Origin of the sequence: Sphingobium sp. SYK-6 (assembly GCF_000283515.1) — a bacterium.
Lineage (GTDB): Bacteria > Pseudomonadota > Alphaproteobacteria > Sphingomonadales > Sphingomonadaceae > Sphingobium > Sphingobium lignivorans.
Window position 1 is genome coordinate 2,280,184 of record NC_015976.1, and the last position, 17,414, is coordinate 2,297,597.

Annotated in this window: 16 protein-coding genes; 4 read left to right on the forward strand and 12 right to left on the reverse strand. The window is 67.7% G+C overall.

The window, feature by feature from the left end:
* Positions 1–24: 24 nt before the first annotated feature.
* Genes SLG_RS10275 through SLG_RS10305 form a run of 7 tightly spaced genes read right to left on the reverse strand, consistent with a single transcriptional unit; the run spans position 25 to position 8,358 of the window.
* Positions 25–1,758, reverse strand: a complete 1,734-nt coding sequence (locus SLG_RS10275; protein ID WP_014076398.1) for a hypothetical protein — start codon at positions 1,756–1,758, stop codon at positions 25–27.
* Positions 1,759–1,768: 10 nt separating this feature from the next.
* Positions 1,769–2,542 carry an FkbM family methyltransferase gene (locus SLG_RS10280; protein WP_014076399.1) on the reverse strand — a complete coding sequence of 258 codons (774 nt, stop codon included), beginning with the start codon at positions 2,540–2,542 and terminating at the stop codon, positions 1,769–1,771.
* On the reverse strand, positions 2,539–3,708 hold the full coding sequence (locus SLG_RS10285; protein ID WP_014076400.1) for a glycosyltransferase family 4 protein: 1,170 nt from the start codon (positions 3,706–3,708) through the stop codon (positions 2,539–2,541). The genes SLG_RS10280 and SLG_RS10285 overlap by 4 nt, the downstream gene beginning before the upstream one ends.
* Positions 3,705–5,024: a hypothetical protein gene (locus SLG_RS10290; RefSeq protein ID WP_014076401.1), complete on the reverse strand. Its 1,320-nt coding sequence runs from the start codon at positions 5,022–5,024 to the stop codon at positions 3,705–3,707. Before SLG_RS10290 ends, SLG_RS10285 begins: the two co-directional genes overlap by 4 nt.
* A 13-nt stretch (positions 5,025–5,037) precedes the next feature.
* Positions 5,038–5,778: a class I SAM-dependent methyltransferase gene (locus SLG_RS10295; RefSeq protein ID WP_014076402.1), complete on the reverse strand. Its 741-nt coding sequence runs from the start codon at positions 5,776–5,778 to the stop codon at positions 5,038–5,040.
* Positions 5,779–5,832: 54 nt separating this feature from the next.
* Entirely contained in the window at positions 5,833–6,972 is a 1,140-nt protein-coding gene (locus SLG_RS10300) for a glycosyltransferase (RefSeq protein WP_014076403.1), read from the reverse strand.
* Between the two features lie 24 nt (positions 6,973–6,996).
* Positions 6,997–8,358: an exopolysaccharide biosynthesis polyprenyl glycosylphosphotransferase gene (locus SLG_RS10305; protein WP_014076404.1), complete on the reverse strand. Its 1,362-nt coding sequence runs from the start codon at positions 8,356–8,358 to the stop codon at positions 6,997–6,999.
* A gap of 165 nt (positions 8,359–8,523) precedes the next feature.
* Between SLG_RS10305 and SLG_RS10310 the strand changes: the two genes are divergently transcribed.
* Positions 8,524–9,207, forward strand: a complete 684-nt coding sequence (locus SLG_RS10310; protein ID WP_014076405.1) for a CDP-alcohol phosphatidyltransferase family protein — start codon at positions 8,524–8,526, stop codon at positions 9,205–9,207.
* 13 nt (positions 9,208–9,220) lie between these two features.
* On the opposite strand, the gene wecC is transcribed toward SLG_RS10310, so the two are convergent.
* The 3 genes from wecC to SLG_RS10325 all read right to left on the reverse strand — a co-directional run bounded on the left by wecC (position 9,221) and on the right by SLG_RS10325 (position 13,180).
* Entirely contained in the window at positions 9,221–10,531 is a 1,311-nt protein-coding gene (gene wecC / locus SLG_RS10315; protein ID WP_014076406.1) for a UDP-N-acetyl-D-mannosamine dehydrogenase, read from the reverse strand.
* Positions 10,521–11,645 carry a non-hydrolyzing UDP-N-acetylglucosamine 2-epimerase gene (gene wecB, locus SLG_RS10320; RefSeq protein ID WP_014076407.1) on the reverse strand — a complete coding sequence of 375 codons (1,125 nt, stop codon included), beginning with the start codon at positions 11,643–11,645 and terminating at the stop codon, positions 10,521–10,523. Before wecB ends, wecC begins: the two co-directional genes overlap by 11 nt.
* A 68-nt stretch (positions 11,646–11,713) precedes the next feature.
* Positions 11,714–13,180, reverse strand: coding sequence for a LytTR family DNA-binding domain-containing protein (locus SLG_RS10325; protein WP_014076408.1), 1,467 nt, complete (start codon positions 13,178–13,180; stop codon positions 11,714–11,716).
* Positions 13,181–13,375: 195 nt separating this feature from the next.
* On the opposite strand from SLG_RS10325, the gene SLG_RS10330 reads away from it, so the two are divergent.
* Positions 13,376–14,605 (forward strand): acetamidase/formamidase family protein, encoded by a 1,230-nt coding sequence (locus tag SLG_RS10330; protein WP_197535665.1) that lies wholly within the window; start codon positions 13,376–13,378, stop codon positions 14,603–14,605.
* Between the two features lie 81 nt (positions 14,606–14,686).
* Entirely contained in the window at positions 14,687–14,998 is a 312-nt protein-coding gene (locus tag SLG_RS10335) for a PadR family transcriptional regulator (RefSeq protein ID WP_014076410.1), read from the forward strand.
* A gap of 74 nt (positions 14,999–15,072) precedes the next feature.
* On the opposite strand, the gene SLG_RS22360 is transcribed toward SLG_RS10335, so the two are convergent.
* Entirely contained in the window at positions 15,073–15,195 is a 123-nt protein-coding gene (locus tag SLG_RS22360) for a hypothetical protein (RefSeq protein ID WP_269453876.1), read from the reverse strand.
* Between the two features lie 122 nt (positions 15,196–15,317).
* On the opposite strand from SLG_RS22360, the gene SLG_RS10345 reads away from it, so the two are divergent.
* Entirely contained in the window at positions 15,318–16,154 is an 837-nt protein-coding gene (locus tag SLG_RS10345; protein ID WP_014076411.1) for a hypothetical protein, read from the forward strand.
* Between the two features lie 12 nt (positions 16,155–16,166).
* Here SLG_RS10345 and folP read toward each other — a convergent pair whose 3' ends face one another.
* Positions 16,167–17,318, reverse strand: coding sequence for a dihydropteroate synthase (folP, locus tag SLG_RS10350; protein ID WP_041393112.1), 1,152 nt, complete (start codon positions 17,316–17,318; stop codon positions 16,167–16,169).
* Positions 17,319–17,414: the final 96 nt, after the last annotated feature.

A 17,414-nucleotide genomic window follows, 5' to 3' on the forward strand; every position in this document is an offset into this window, starting at 1 on the left:
CGGGCCGCCTGAGCGGGCAATCGCCTATCGCGTGGCGCCGACCGGCCCGTCGATGACCGGGCGGCCGCAACCGATCCCGTCGAGAAGGGCGCGGCGCTGTTCGATCTGCTCGCTTCCCCGGAAATAAGGGGAGACGGGGTGCACCCCCAGTGCCCCGAACTGCGCCCGATCCATGATCACGATGCTGCGCCCGGCGCAAAGCGTGCGGATCTGCGCGCCGCTCAGCATCTGCAGCGCCATCACTGCCGGCCGGGCCAGCCGCCCCTCGTCGAACCGCACGAGGTCAGTCATGTAGTAGCCGCCGCGCATGTCGACCAGCACCACATCGGCATCGCTGTCGCGGATCGCCGCCATCGTGCGCGCATAGCCCCGCAGATAGCGCTCCGTATCCTGCAGGAGCCAGGCGCCCGAGACCAGAGCGACGGCACAGGAGGCCACGACCAGCGCCATCTGCCGCGCGCCCACTGGCATCACGGCGCGCCAGCCGAGCCCGGCGAGCAGGCAGAGGGCCCCGATCTGCCCGTGCATGTAACGGAAGCCCCAGCCATAGCCCTGATAGAGCGCCAGCCCCATCCCCGCGACCACGCCGAGGGCGAGCGGGACCGTGATCGGCACGGAACGCCTCAGTCCCCGCCAGCGCACGCCGACCAAGGCGAGTCCCGCCAGCGGCAGTAGCAAGAGATTGTTCCACGCGATGAGCCGCGCATTGTTCAGCAGCGGTTGCCAGCTGTCCAGCCGGCCGAACAGGCTCGCGATCTTGTCGGTGATGCCGTTGGTGCGATGGACGTCGCTCCGTGGCGGGGCGCCGACCAGATCGACCAGCACCATCGGCCAGAGCCGCGCCCACAGGATCATCATCGCCAGCATCGCCAGCGCATGGAATGCCCCCGCGCCCCAGCGCCGGTTCGCGGCCATCCACAGGATGAAGGGACCGATGAACAGCAGCGGGAAATGCCACTGGTGAAGCCCTGCCGCCAGCAAGGCGACGAGAGCGGCAAGCCCATGGCCCAGCCTGTCGCCGCGCAGCACGAGCGCAAGCCAGACCATGTTGAAGGCGAAATGGCTGGTCATCGCATAAGGCGTCATCGCCGTCGCGATCAGCTGGGTGGAACTGAGCGCCATCAACAGGGTCACCAGCACCGCGTCCCGGCGCTCGGGCATCAGCTTGCGGGCGATGTGCCAGAGCGCCACGAGGCCCGTGCCGAGGACCGCCGGCGCCGCGAGATCGGCATTGCCAAGCCGGATGAACAGCGCGCGGATGGCGGCATGGACCGGCAGATAGATCGAGGTCCAGTGCGTATCCGCGCCATAAGGGCTGTAGAATTCCGGCATCATCGCGCGGCGGAACGGCAGCCATTCCGGCGGGATCGGCCAGCCCACCCGGCCCTGCGCGATATAGGCGCCGGCGAGCTCGACCATCACTTCGTCACGCGAGGGGCTGTAGCCGTGGAACACCAGCGAGCGACCGAGCCAGCTCAACGCCACCGCGAGAAGGATGCCGAGCCCGATCGTCCAGCCCGGCAGGCGCTCAGGGCGCCCGGCCGGGGTCGCCCGCAAATGCCAGGCCCAGCCAGCGAGGGCGGCGAGCGCCAGTGCCTGCGCGTCGAGCACCCACATGTCCTGCCGGGCGAAGAAATACTCCGCGAGCCCGCGCGCCCGGCGCCCCTCGATATGCCAGGCCCAGCCTGCATAAGAGAGCGCGAGCGCCAGCACCGCGCCGGTCAGCAAAGCAATGGCCAGTGCGCGCGGACGCGCCACCGAGGCTGCCTCAGACGAGGGGAACATTGCCGTCCCGCGCCAGCGCCGCGCGCACGAACAGCCCGTCCAGCTCGACAAGCAGCGGGAAATGCCCCTTGTTGTTGGCGAACATCGCATTGGGCACGAAACCCGCGTCCGCCAGCACGGCAATCATGGCCCGGTAGTCCGTCGCGCCTTCATAGAGCGGACGGACCGCCAGCTCCGTCTGCACGCCGCTCATGCGGTCCAGCACCCCGGCCGCGCCGGCCATGACGACCGCATCATGCCCCTGCGTATCCATCTTGAGGAGAATCGCTTGGGCATCGCGAGCGCCCGGCAGGTCCGGCAGGATGGTCTCCAGTCGCGCGCATGGCACGCGCACGCTACGCGCCACCCGATTGCGCTCGGCAAAAATCGGTTCGAGCCCCGCATCCGGCGCGTTCAGCGAACTGAACTGATCCGCCGCCATGATGTTGAAGCTGGCCTCGCCGTCCCGGTCGGACAGGGCGATATTGTGGACATGCCAGCGCGGGTCGCGCCGCGCGGTGTCTTCAAGCGCCGCGAAAACCGTCGGGTTCGGCTCGAAGGAGAGGATTGTCCCGCTGAAGCGAACGTCACGCCGCAGCATCGTCGCATATTGCCCCGCATTGGCGCCGACATCGATCACGCAGTCGATTCCGAAATGCGTGATGAAGCGCCGCAGCGCGACGATCTCGCCATATTGGTGCTGGCGTCCGGCAAGGCCAAGGCGGACCGCCAGCCAGCGATCGCGCAGTTCCCGGCGATATCGCGCGAGGCGGCTCATGCCTGTACCCCCGTGCGTGCGCGGAACCGTGCCTGCGCGGCCTGATAGACCGCCTCGGTCTGCGCCGCCGCCTGATCCCAGCCCGTCAGCGCAGCGCCATGGGCCCGGGCCGCCTCGCCCGCTTCCCTGCGCCGCCGCGCATCGGTGAGAAGCTGGCGCAGCGCCACGGTCAACGCCTCGGCATTGCCCGCCGGAAAGCGGGAAGCCACGCCATCGGGCAATTCGCCGAACATGCCCGCATCGCTGGTCACCATCGCCGCGCCATAGCGCAGCGCGGAAAGAAAGGCACCGCTCGAATCGATGGCGCGATAGGGAAAGGCGAGGATGTCGGCGGCGCGCAGATGCGCATCGAGCCGCTGCTCGGTGAGAAAGCCGAGATCGGTAATCAGCCGCTCTCCGAAGCCGCTGCCATGGATCGCGCCGAGAAAGGCCTCCACCGGCATGAAAGGCTTGCCCGCCAGCGCCAGCTCGAACTCGAGCCCGTCGCGCCACAAGGTGAGGCAAGCCTGCACCAGCAGGTCGAGCCCCTTGTAGGGCCGGATCGTGCCGAAGAAGAGGATGCGCGGCAGGTCCCGCTTGGGTACGGCCGCGACATCTTCGGGACGCGCCTCGCGCAGCCGCATCGGCGGGTGTGGCACGGTGTGGATGCGTCCGTCGTCATGGCCCTGCGTCAGCAGCGCCTCGCGTGTCGCATCGCCATGCACGATGAGCGCATCGAAGCGCCGGAGCAGCTCGCCATAGCCCCGTGCCTGCACGGTCGCCATGCGATCGCCATGGAAAGGCGTGGCATTGTGCACGGTGTGGACCAGCGCCATCCGGGGCGCGAGGCGGCGGAGCAGCACGCCGTCCGCCGCGGCGAAGGGCAGCCACTGGAAATGGGCGACATCCCCGTCCAACGCCGCCAGCGATCCGAAACGGGCATCAAAGGCATAGTCCGCCGCCTTCACCGCCTGCCCGGGCCGCCCTTCCCCCAACACCGGCCGCAGCCGTTCGCCGAGGCGGAAGAAGCGCGGCACATAAGTGTAGCGCCGGGGCACGATCGCGTCCGTCTCGCGCATCGGCCGGCCGAGCAGCGTGACCTCATGACCCCGCGCGGCAAGGCCTTCGCACAGCCCGTCATCATAGCGGGGCGTGAACAGCGACTGGTCGACCATCGCGATTTTCATGTCGGCTGCTCCCGAGGAAGGCCGGCCAGCATCCGCGCATGGACGAATCCGAGCGCGACGTGAACCGCCGCGTAGAGAATGATGAACGCCATGGCGAAGCTCCAGCCCGTTCGATCCGCCAGAGCGAGCGCAAGCGGCACGCTGAGCAGGCTCGCCAGCAGGAAGAGGAAGGATGGCGGCACCAGCGCGCCGAAGCGGCCAAGGCCATTCTGGAGATAGATCGAAGCGCACATCATCGCGAGACCGCAGAGAAGCACGAGGATCGCGCCCAGTTCAATCCATGCCGGTATCATCCGGCCATCGAACAGCAGGTCCGCGAGGCCGCGCCCCGCCGCCAGCAGCACGATGACCGCAGCTGCGGTCATGCCGAGCGAGCGGATGAGCCAGCGGCGCATCCCGCCGCGCAGGGCCGCCTCGTCGCGGGCGAACCACGCACGGGTGAGCCCCGGCAATGCCGTTTCCGTCAGCGCGCGGATGGTCGCGGAGAGCGCGCGGGAGAGCTTGAACGCGAAATCGAACAGCAGTAGCGGGCGCGGATCCTGCGTGGCGGCCGCGATCGTGAAATAAGGCGCGTTATAGGCCGCGACGTCGAACAGCGTCAGTGCCCCTGTCCGGCTGAAATCCGCAAGATAATGCCGGCGGATATGCGCCGCCCCGCGCCCCACGCCGAGCCAGGCGGCCGCCGGCATCCCAAGCGTGCGGTGCACTGTCGAAACGCCGAGCCAGAGCATCAGCAGCGCGATGGCAAGCTGGATCAGCACCGAATCGAGGAGCGGCAGGCCGCCGAGCGCCGCCAGCAGCAGCGCGATGCCGCTCAGGCGCCGGACGAGGTCCAGCATCTCCCACCACAGATTATGGTCAAGCGCGGCCAGCGCGCGCCGGGCCAGCACGGCGAGCAGATTGACCGCAGTCACCCCATAGAAGGCGAGGAACAGCACCGGCCGACCGGTCTCGACCAGACCGGTCGCCATGGCCACCCCGAGCAGCGCGCCGCCGATCAGGACGATCCCCGTCATCGTCCAGGCCAGCGCGCTGATCTCCTCGTTGCGGAAGTCCCCTTCCCCGGCGACCCGGGCGCGGCGCAGCCGGCTGTAGACGATGGAGGAAAGACCAAGCTCGGCCGAGACGGTGAAGTTGGTGAAGGCGACGAGGACCAGGAAGGCGCGGAACTCCCCGATCGGCAACAGCCGCACGAACACGAAGGTGACGACAAAGCCCCACGCCATCGCCAGCGCGACATTGGCGAGCTTGGCGGCCGCCAGCAATCCCGGGCGCCGCTCGAGCCGGCCGGAATGGGCGACGAGGCTGTCGATCACCGCCCCATGTCCATCATTCCGGGCGAGAGGCCCGGAACAGCGTGTCGCCCAAGGCCATGCGGCGCACTTGCTGGGGGGCAAGCGACCGCGCATCGATCAGTTCGACGCGGAAGCCCGCCGCTGCAATGCGGTCGGCAAAATCCCGCCCATATTGCCGCACATGGTCCCACTGGCCGAAGCGATGCTCGCGCTCGCGAGGTGACAGATCGTCAGGCCCGTCCTCGCTCGGCTTCTCCCACAGGGGCACCAGCAGCCATGCCTCGCCGCCCGGCCGCAACGCGCGGAACAGGTTGCGCAGCACGGTCCCGTCGTCGGGCACATGCTCCATCACATGGCTGGCATAGATGCGGTCGAACCGGCTCTCGTCGGCCATCGCCATGAGATCGAGCTGCTGCATGTCCGGCACGTCATAGCGCGCGGGATCGATGTCGGCGGGCACATAGTCACCCGCGCCGGCGGAGAAGCGCTGGACGAGGCTCCCCTCGTTGGGTGCGCAATGAAGGATGGCGCCGCCGGACGGAATCGTGATGATGCCGGCATCGAGCAAGGCATGCATCAGCCGCTCGCGCGGACTGGCTCCGCATGCCATGCAGCCCCACTCCGCTTCCGCGCCATATCGAAAGAAACCGACGACCTCCCTGCGGCAGGCCGGACAATGCCGGTCGCGCCCCGCACCCAGCGCCGCGCGGGCGCGCAATGCGGCGCGCGAGATGTGCTTTCCGGCAGCCTTGAGGACGCGCTGGGTGGTGATCATCCGGCCAGCCTATACAGCGAAGAATCGCGAATGCGAGCCTAACCGGCGGTAAATTCAATCGCGCGATTTCGCGGGCGTCCAGGTCGTGAAAGTCTGGCCGCGCATCGCCATGCGGATGCCCCGGAACGTGGCGACATAAGCGAGCAGCAGGTCCATCAGCGCGGCGAGCGGCCCGCGCCGCATCATGCTACCCAGCATCAGGCCCATGATCGCCGCCGCACCAAGCGCGATCGCCGCGAGCGGGGCCAGCCGCCAGGCCAGCAGCAGTGCCGCCGCGCCGCCGATCACCATCCACGGCAGGCCGAACCAGCGCACGAGCTTGCGCGAGCCATATTTGAAGCGGTCGAGCCGGCTCATCCGCGCCAGTCCGGAGCGCAGATGGCAATGCGTATGCCAGCTTCGCGCGGCGATGCGAATCTTGCGGCGATACTCGTCCTCCCGCCGCGCCACCATCATTTCGCGTGCGAGCACGTCCCGCGCCTTGACCAGCCGCCGGCCCGCGAAGACGACCGCCATGGACACTGTCAGGTCGTCCAGCACGCTGTCCGGGAAATCCGGGTAGAGATCGCGGCGGATCGAGAAGATAGACCCATCCGCGCCCATCACGTTGCCGGTCCGCGATTCGAGGTCCTTGAGCATTTCCTCCAGCCGCCAGTAGAGCGCGCCGACCGAGGCCGAGGCGCTGCTCCCCGCGCCCTCGTAGCGCAGCGATCCAAGCACGCCGCCGACTGCCGGATCGTCATAATAAGGCAGCAGCTTCTCTATCGCGTCCTCGGCCAGCAGCACATTGGCGTCGGTGAAGATGAGGATGTCGCCGCGCGCCATCGCCGCCAGCCGCTTCATTCCATGGGCCTTGCCACTGCGCCCGGGGCCGCGCACGAGCGTCAGCACATCGCCTGCCTGCGCCAGCAGTTCGCCCGTGCCGTCCGACGAGCCATCGTCGAAGGCAAGAATTTCCAGCCCGGGGCAACGCGCCTTGAGCGTGCGCAGATTGTCGATCTTGGCGGGCAGCGACGCAGCCTCGTCATAAGCGCAGAACAGCAGCGACGCGCTGGGCGCTTCTGCCTGTTCCACCATCCGGACCGGGAGAGCGGGCAACAGCCGCAGGACGAGCGGATAGAAAACGAACGGCCAGAGCAGCAAGATGGCGGCGAGAAGGACGATGGCCAGCAGAGTCATGTCGAGAAGCGTCATGACCGCCCTCCCCTGTCCGCGCGCTCAGAAGGCATTATCATGCGCCAGCACCCCGAGCGTCGCCACGATGATGCGAAGATCGCGCCAGATCGACCAGTTGGTGACATATTCGAGGTCGGACTGGAGCCGGTTGATGAGGTCTTCGTGCCGGTCCGTCGGCCCGCGATGGCCGCGCACCTGCGCCAGCCCGGTCATGCCCGGCTTGATGCAGTGCCGCGCCCAGTAGCGCTCGTCCACTTCCCAGTAGAGGCTGTCGGCGGCCTTGGCGGCGGGCGCATGGGGACGCGGCCCGACAATGCTCATGTCGCCCTTCAGCACGTTGAAGAGCTGCGGCAGCTCATCAATGCTGCTGCGACGCAGGAAGGCGCCGACCCGCGTGACGCGCGGATCGTCCTTCTCGGTCAGCTTCTCGGCGGACTGGTCCGTGAGCGCCGTGTGCATGGTGCGGAACTTGAGGATCATGAAAGGCCGGGCATCCTTGCCGAGGCGCTGCTGCCGGAAGAAGACCGGCCCCGGGCCGGACAGCCGGACCGCGACGGCGGCGCCGATCAGGATCGGCCCCAGCAGAATGATGGCGGGTGCGCAGATGGCGAGATCCAGCAGCCGCTTGAGCAGCCTGTCCCGGAACAGCAGCGGGCCGCCCGCCACCACGATGGTCGGATGGTCATCGAACGCGCTCACTTTCGCCGGCGCGAAGCGGCGCATTTCGGGCACGAGGATCTCGCCCTTGGCGGAGAGCGCCGTCAGCGCCACGCGCCAGTCGGCGATGCGCTCCGGCGGGCAGGCGACGACCACCCGCTCCGCCCCGCCTATGCCTTCGGCGAGTCGCTCGGCCATCCCGGCATCGCGGCGCGCGGGATCAACGCCGATGGCAGTCGCGTCGATGCGGTGCGCCTCGCGCGGCGTCTCGGTCTCGACGCCATCGACCAGCAGCACCGTGATGTGCGGCACCTCGCCCACCAGCCGGAGGGCAATCCGCTCGATCAGATAGCGCGCTGCATAAAGCCCACCGGCGGAAAGCAGCAGACCCACGAGAAAAGTGAGGCGTGACAGCTGCTCGGCGATCTTGCCCAGGAAGATGATGATGAGCGTCAGCATCGCCGCCTGGACCAGGCTCCAGATCGCCTTGACGGCGCTCGCCCGGGGATTGCCGATCATGCGGATGCCGTAGACGCCGCCATTGATGGCAAGAAGCGCATAGACCGGCGCGATCATGGCGAACATGATGAGGCCGTGCGGCTTGCCGGGCTCTCCCCAGAGCGAATGCAGTACCGCAAAATTGGCCAATGCGAACGCCAGCCCCAGCACCACGATGTCGAGGAGAATGCTGAGCATGTAAAGGCGCAGGCGCGCCGACTCCTTGGACGGCGCTGGTTTCGCGGTCATGGCCTCGCGCGCTATGCGCCGGCCGGGGTCAGGTCAATGGGCATGTTCACCGACGGCTGGCTCGCTCCGTCTCAGCTCCCGCAGCATATATCCATGAAAAGCCGCTTAAATCGATCAGCGCACTGGCGCATTTGAAATGACACTTCTATGACAGCGGGCAGAAACATGCTGACACCGCCCAATCTTGCCGCAAAACCGATCGAGAGGATTCAGAAAAACCTCCTGGCGGTGCCCGAGCGCAAGCTCCTCAACTGGCTGTGCAGGGTCATGCCTCCATGGGTGACGCCAGACGTTCTGACGTCCCTGGGCGTGGCCGGAGCCGTGGCCACCTTCGTTGGCTATGCCGCGAGCAATCTCGGAGTCGGCTGGCTGTGGCTCGCCATCGTCGGCTATGTGCTGCAATGGTTCGGGGATTCGATGGACGGGAGCCTCGCCCGTTACCGGCGCATAGAGCGGCCCTCTTATGGCTATTTCATCGATCATAGCTGCGACGGAATCGTCACGCTGCTGATCCTGGGCGGCATGGGCTTCAGCCCGTTCGTCCGGGTGGATGTCGCCCTGCTCGCCGTCGCGGGCTACCTGCTGCTCTCGATCCACGCCTATCTCGCCGCCCGTGTCATGGGCGAGTTCAAGCTTTCCTACGGCATCGCGGGCCCGACGGAACTGCGCTTCCTCCTGATCGGCATGACCATCGCGATGATGGTGTCCGGGCCGGCGCGCAACGCCACCGTCACTGGCTTTGATCTCGTGGTCGGCGCGGTGGGCACGATCTTCGTGCTGCTCTTCATCGGGCAGACGCTGTCGGCAGGGCGGCGCCTCGCGCAGGCGGAGCGGCCTCCCCTTCGCTGAAAGGGCGTTTGCGTCAGCCCGCCCGGCGCAGGGCCATGTGCGGCGTTGCCGATGCCGGCTGGTCTGGCCACATGCCGCGGGTATCGTAGACCGCCTTGTCGGACCGCTCGTCGAGCGGCACGGACTTGAAGACGTCATGATCCACCAGCGCGACGAAGACACCGCACGTCTCGATGGCATCGTCGATGTCGATGAGCGTGGCACCGGTGCCGTCGAAAGCGGCCGGCAGCGCCTGCGCATAAGGCTCCACGAGCCGTATCCGGGCGCCATAACGCTTCGCCAGCCGATGCGCGACCTCGAGCGCGGGGCTTTCCCGGAAATCGTCGATATTGGGTTTGAACGCGAGGCCGAGGCAGGCCACCTGCGCGCCGGGATGATCGTCAATGAGTCGGCTGGCCTGCTCCACCACATAGTCCGTCTTAGCGAGGTTAACCTCGCGCGCGGTGCGGATGATCCGGCTGTTCGTCGGGTCGCCATGGACGAGGAACCAGGGGTCCACCGCGATGCAATGGCCTCCCACGCCCGGCCCGGGCTGGAGGATATTCACGCGCGGATGACGATTAGCGAGCCGGATGACTTCCCACACGTCGATACCCATCGTGTCCGCGATCACGCTCAGCTCGTTGGCGAAGGCGATGTTCACGTCCCGATAGCTGTTCTCGACCAGCTTCACCATTTCGGCCGCCCGGGCATTGGTGGTGATGCATTCGCCGCGCACGAAGCGCCGGTAGAACGTCAGTGCCTTGCGCGCGCAGCGCGGCGTGATGCCGCCGATGCAGCGATCATTGTTGACGAGCTCGATGAGGATGCGGCCCGGCAACACGCGCTCGGGGCAATAAGCGATGGAGATGTCGGGGCCATTGCCCGCTCCGTTTGCTGCCGTTCCCGGCATGCGCAGGTCCGGCCGCAACGCCTGCAACGCGTCCCGCACCGCCTCGGTCGTGCCGACAGGCGAGGTGCTTTCGAGGATCACGACATTGCCCGCGGCCAGCACCGGCGCGATCGTGCGCGCCGCCGCCAGCACGAAGGAGATGTCCGGCGCGTGGTTCTCGCTCACCGGCGTCGGCACCGCGATGACGAACACGTCGGCAGGCTCGATCTCGAGCGAGGCACGCAGCGTGCCGCGCGCAACGACGCCCTGCACCAGTCCGTCGAGATCGACTTCCTCTATGTGGACGCGGCCGCTGTTCACCGTCTCGACCACATGCGGCGTCACATCGACGCCCAGCACCTTCATGCCCGAGCGGGCGATCAGCGCCGCCGTCGGAAGGCCGATATAGCCAAGGCCGATAACCGCTACTCTGGTGTCATGCTCAATGGGCATCGGCTATGATCCTCGCGATCCGGCTGGCGGCGTGGCCATCGCCGAAGGGGTTGTGCGCGCGCGCCATGGCGCCATAAGCGGCCTTATCATCGAGAAGCGTGAAGATTTCAGCAACGATCCGGTCGCGATCCGTGCCCACCAGCTTCGCCGTCCCGGCGCGCACGCCTTCGGGCCGCTCGGTCGTCTCGCGCATCACCAGCACCGGCTTGCCAAGCGACGGTGCTTCCTCCTGCACGCCGCCGCTGTCCGTCAGCACGATCTCGCAAACGTCCAGCAGCCCCACAAAGCCCGGATAATCGAGCGGTTCGATCATCGCGACATTGGTCAGGCCGGCGAGCGCCGCATCCATCACGCCGCGCACATTGGGATTGGGATGGACGGGAAAGACGACCGCGACGTCCTCGCGCGCCGCGACATCGCGGATTGCGCCGGCGATACTGGCCATCCCGTCGCCGAAATTCTCGCGGCGATGGCTGGTCACGGCAATGATGCGCCGGCCCTCGAAGCGCGCGGTGAGGCCCCCGATCCCGGCGGCGAGCGCGGGCGTCTCGCGAATGCGCGCCAGCGTGGCGAGCAGCGCGTCGATCACCGTATTGCCGGTCACGTGGATGCTCGCTTCCGCGCGGTTCTCCGCCCGCAACGCATCCGCTGCCGCCTGTGTCGGCGCGAAGTTCATGTCCGCGATGCAGGCGACCACCCGCCGGTTCACTTCCTCCGGCCAGGGGTGATGGATGTCGCCCGAGCGAAGCCCGGCCTCCACATGGCCCACCGGGATCTTGCGATAATATGCGGCAAGGCTCGCGACCATCGTGGTCAGTGTATCGCCATGGACGAGCACCCGGTCCGGCTTCTCCGCGTCGAAGGTCGCGCCCAGCGCGAGGATCAGCCGGGCGGTGAGATCATCCAGCGTCTGGTTGGCCTGCATGATGTCGAGGTCGATGTCCGGCACGATCCCGGCGAGGTCCAGCACCTGGTCGAGCAGTGCGCGGTGCTGCGCCGTGACGCAGACTCGCGTCTCGATTCCCGGCAGTGCCTGCAAGGCATGCACGACGGGGAACATCTTGATCGCCTCGGGCCGCGTCCCGAACACGATGATGACTTTCTGCCTGGACACGGGCCCTCATTTCCCCGGGAGACGCTCGTGCTCCCCTTAGTGACGGAATGTGAAGGGGGCGTAAAGCATCACGGCCTGAGAACTGGCTCCGAGGACAAGGAGGGGCCACGCAGCGACGACGCCGTGCCTGCCATTTCCGAGATGCGCCTACTCAGCTCGGCCGCATGACGTCGCCCGACAGGCAATGTCGTTCCATCGGCGAGCTGGACGACGCGCCCGCTCGGCCCCGGCCGCGTGCCTGACAGATGCGCCATGTTGATGGCGTGGCTGCGGTGAATGCGCTGGAAGCCCGCCGGCAGAAGGCTCAGTATGGCCTTGAGCGTCATGGTCACCATGAGCTGCCGGCCATCGGCCATATGCACGGTGCAATAATCGCCAGCGGCCTTGAGAAAGACGATCTGCGAAGGCGTGAGGATGTGACGACCCGCACCATCGCGAAGCGTGACGGCGGGCTCGGTCATGGCGGCGGAAACCGGCCTCTCGATGACCTGAACCGGCCGCAGCACCGTCGCCAGGCCGAGCGCGACCGCCGCGCCGGCGGCCGTGAGATAATAGCCGACATCGAGGAAATTCGGCCCGACCTGCCACGCCCATGCCGCCAGTGCGACCGCCATTGCCGCCAGCGCGATCGCTTTCCGCTCGCCCCGCATCGCGGCCGGCATAGCCAAGGCCATTGCGGCGATGAGTGCGATTCCGAACATGGCCAATGCCTGGCGGTCCGGCCCGGAAACGAACAGGCAGGCCGTCAGCATCGCCGCGGCCGTGAGGACCGTTGCGGCACGGGCGCGCGAAGGCAGGACAAGCCGGCACGCGAGGAGGACCAGAAGCAGCCCCGCAATTGCCGTGAGGCCCGCCAGCACGACGAGGCGCGCAAGCTGCCAGGGATAGGTATAAGGAAACACCACCTTGCTCACCTCGAGCAGCCCCTGCACGACCACCACCGCGAGGATGGCCATGGGCAGCAGCGCCGGCTTGCCGATCCGGCCGGCGATCAGCAGCGCGCAGAGCAGCAGCAGGACGCCCAGAGGCAGCGCGAGGGTGGCCAGCGTCGGGAGATAATGCCGCAGCGTATAGGCGTCGGCATCGAGCGGCGGACCAATGGCAAGCCGGTGGATGGGCTGACCGACCGGCAGCCAGAGATGATGCGCGGATAATGTGATCGTCACGCGGTTCTCGCCGGCGCGGACGAGGGACGGCGGAACAGGCGCGCTGAAACTGAAATGCCCCGGCACTTCCGATGCCCGGTCGGGACCGGGCACGCCGTTGCGGCCGATCAGTACGCCATTCCAGCGAATCTCCGCGCTTGCCATCGCATCGACATCCACCGCCAGCGGCTCATGGATGGCATCGGGCGGAACCGTGATGATCGCGGAGAGCGTCGTGCCCGGCTTATCCAGAGCAAGCTGCTCCGGAATCACCGGCCGACAGAGCGACGGCCGCGCAGCATCGCACTGCGCCCAGCGCACGGCAGCGGCCGCCCCCGCCGGGTCCGCGAGGCACAGCATCAGCAGCAAGAGGATGCGAAACGCCGTCATCCCGCCGCGCTATCATGAATGCGCAGGTCGTTCACCGACTCGTTCCGGCGTTCACCGATTGGCGCTTATGCGGTCCCGGAGCGAACGATACGCCATGCTGTCAACCAATCCCCGGGAGCCTGCCTGCCAATGTCGTCATTCCGCTCTGCCACCCTGCTTCTGTCCGCCTCCGCGCTGATGCTGGCCGCTCCCGTTATGGCGGCTGAAACCTGGATCCTCCGGACCGACCTCTGGGGCAATCCCGCCTTTTCCACGCTCACCCTGGAGAGGCATGAGAACCGGGTGACCGGCGACCTGGACGGCGACCGGATCGAGGGGCGCGCGGCGGGCGATGAGCTGACGCTGACCGGCACGGACAGCCGGGGCCGCGTTTCGAGCTATCGGATGCGGCTACGCGGGACCGACCTCAGAGGCATGGCCGACATGCCCGACACCAACGACCCCGCCGCCCGCGCCGCGCACGCGATCACCGGCTGGCGTGTCCCGGAGCGCAGCGGCGGCCCGCGAACCATCGACTTCACGCCGACCGACTATTCCAACAGCTGGAATGCCGACCGCAAGCCGGTGCTGGTCGTCTGGCCCGGCGACACGATCCATACGACGACGATCGATTCCGGCGGCGTCGACGAGCATGGCAAGACCCGCGCGCTGTTCGGCAATCCCCAGACCGGGCCGTTCTTCGTCGCCGGCGCGCGGCCGGGCGACACGCTGGTCGTCCATATCCGCAAGCTGACGCTCAACCGCGACTGGGCCGACAGTCTCGATGCGGTGGTCGGGCGCGCGCTCGGCACATCGCTGGTCCCGGATGCGGCCGGGCTCGGCAGGCCGGTCAGGTGGCTGCTCGATCGTGAGGCCGGCCGCGCGCGCCCTGAAAAGGCGCAGGGGGCGCTTGCCGGCTACTCGGTGCCGGTGAGGCCGATGCTGGGCGGGCTGGGAGTCGCGCCGGGGTTCGGAATGCCCGCCATCTCGACCGGCGACACGGGCCGCTTTGGCGGCAACATGGATTTCAACGAGGTCGTGCAAGGCAACACGGTCTACTTGCCCGTCCAGCAACCCGGCGCGCTGCTTTACTTCGGTGACGCCCACGCGCTCCAGGGCGATGGCGAGACGACGCAATATGCGCTCGAGACCTCCATGGAGGTGACCGTGACGGTCGGCCTCATCCCCGGACGCAGCGTGTCGACGCCGCGAGTCGAGTCTCCGGACGAGATCATGGTGCTGGGCCAGGCCGGCACGCTGGACGAAGCGCTCAAGGTCTCCAGCACCGGCATGATCCAGTGGCTGCGGGACGACTATGGCCTGACGCTGTCGCAAGCGGCGCAGGTGCTCGGCACGGCGATGCGCTACAATGTCGCCAATCTGGCGGGGCGAAACGTCGGCGTTGCCGCCAGGCTGGACAAGGCGCTGCTGCCACCGAAGCAGTGATTTTCCCGCCCCGCCGCGCGCATTGTCTTTTCCTCGCGAAGGAGGCTTGACGATAACTCTATATAGGTAGAGTTATCGTGTATGACTCGCACCCGCACACTCTCGTCCCATGCCCGTACGGTGCTGGCCGTCCTTCTCGAGACCCGGGACAAATGGTCCCATGGCTACGAGCTGGCGCGGCTTGCCGGCGTCAAGTCCGGCACGCTCTACCCCCTCCTGATCCGGCTCGAAGCGCAGGGCCATCTGGAAGCGGAATGGCAGCAACCGGCCGAGGGAGGACGGCCGCCGCGACATGCCTATCGGCTGACCGCCAGCGGTGTGCAGCTTGCACGCGCCAATCCGCCCGCCGGGACTGTGCCTCCTGCAGCCGGACGGCGCGAGGCGACGACATGAGCGGTCGCGTGCGGCGCGGCCTTGCCGATCTCTCCTGTCGGGCCTTGCAAGCCATGCTCCCGCCTTCGCTCCGGTCATGGGGCTGCGCCGTACGCTGCGAGACCGCCGAGATCCCTGACGACACCGAAGCGCTTCTGTTCGCGCTGGGCAGCCTGTTCGGGCTCATGCCCCGCGCGCTTGCCACGCATCTTCTTCATCGCCGCGCCTCGCCGACCCGCGATGGCGGTCTTCTCTCTGGAGGCTCGATCACCATGACGCCCACCCTCGTCGCCTCGGGATCACATGCGCGATCGGCGCCGTCATCCTTGGCCTTGTCTACATGGCGATTGCCGGGGCGCCGGCGCGCTATCTCGCGATCAACGTCGGCGCTCTCGTGATCGGCCTGGCGGTTCTGGCGACGCTCGGCCGCAATCGGATCGCGGGGCAAAGATGGGCCGGCGGGACGATCGCCGCGATGGCCGGCGTGCTGCTGGCGACCGCTCTGCTCGGCAATACGGCGGATGGAGCGGCACGCTGGGTCAAGCTGGGCGGATTGTCCATCCAGCCAAGCCTGGTCCTGCTCCCCCTGATGCTTGTCCTGTTCGCGCGAACCCGCGACGCGCTCGCGACGGCAGGCCTCATCGCCGCCGCCGTTGCCATGGCGCTTCAGCCGGACCGGGCCATGGCCGGCATGCTGGCGGCGAGCCTTGCCGTGCTCGCCATGATGCGCTCCGACCGGCATGTCGTCGCGGCACTGGGTGCGAGCGTGACCGGCTTTGCCATGACGCTGGCTCGTGCCGACACGCTGCCGGCAGTCCCCTATGTCGACCAGATCCTCTACACGTCTTTCGACGTCCATGCCGCGGCCGGAGCGGCGGTGCTCGGCGGCTGCGCTCTGCTCCTTGTCCCGGCGATCACAGGCTGGACCCGCGATCCGGCGAGGCGCGAGATCTACGCCGTCTTCGGCGCCGTCTGGTTCACCGCGATCCTCGCGGCCGCGCTGGGCAATTACCCGACGCCGATGGTCGGCTATGGCGGCAGTGCCATCATCGGCTATGCGCTCAGCCTCCTGGCGCTGCCGAAGCGGGCCGATGCCGAGCTTGGCGCAGGGTCCTGCCCCCGTAATGAAGCGGATGCCATGGCGGCCGACCGGCAACTTCTCCTCGCGCCGGCCTGATCGGCAATCAGTTCATCCCGCCACCAGCGCCGCATCGCGCAGGCCACGCCAGACGCGAGCTGCCTGCACGCTCTCCTGTACATCATGCACGCGCACGATCTGAGCGCCCGCGCGGATCGCGGTCAGGGCAAGCGCCACCGATCCGCCGAGCCGCTGGTCGACCGGCGCGCCATCCGTCAGCGCGCCGACGATCCGCTTGCGGCTCGCGCCGAACAGGATCGGCACCCCAAGCCCATGATACATTGAAAGATTATTGATGATCCGGGTATCGTCCTGCAGTGCCTTGCCGAAGCCGATGCCCGGATCGACGATGATCCGCTCCCGCTGCACACCGGCGGCAAGGCAGACGGCGATCCGCGCTTCCAGCCAGTCGAAAACAGCCAGATCGGCCGCCCCCTCAACCACCGCGCCGGCCTTGTAGCGGACAGCGCCGCCATGCGGGTCCTCCCCGGCGGAAGGGGTGTGCATGAGGATCACCGGGCAACCCGCTGCGGCGACCACCTCCAGCGCGCGGGGGTCATGCGTCAGGCCCGTCACGTCATTGACGATTCCCGCCCCGGCGGCCAGCGCAGCCTCCATCACGCTGGCCTTGCGCGTGTCGATCGAAACCATGATGCCGCTTCTTGCCAGCCTTTGTATGACCGGAACTGTCCGCTCGATCTCGTCGCCTTCCCAGACCGGCGCAGCGCCGGGCCGCGTCGATTCCCCGCCCACGTCTATGATCGAGGCGCCGGCAAGCTGCATCGCGAAGCCGGCATCGGCCGCCCGCTCCGGCGCGTCGACATGCTTTCCCCCGTCCGAGAAACTGTCCGGCGTCATGTTGAGGATGCCCATGACCTGCGGCGTGTCGAAGCGCACGATCCGCTCGCCCAGAGTCAGAGGCGCCCGCTGGGCCGTGAGGCTTGCCATCAGGCCATCGATGCGCTCGGCCTGCCGGTCGGAAAGCCCTGCCTGCCAGCGGTCGAGCAGACCCAACGGCACTTGCGCCTTGCTGCTGGCGCCCGTGCCGTCGATCCAGCGGACCTCGACTGCCTGGAACCAGATGAGCCCGCCGGCCAGACGCCGAACATCACTTTCCGCCAGCCCCACAGGGGTGTCGGCGAACCAGATCGGGCGGAGATAGAGTGTCGCATCGGGCGGCGGCAAATCTGCTGGCAAGGTCATGCCGTTCTCGTAACGGAAGCGATCCCCTGAGGGAACATCGCTTCGCTGCCCCGACATCGCGCCTTCCAGTTCATCCAGCAGCGCCATCGCGCACGG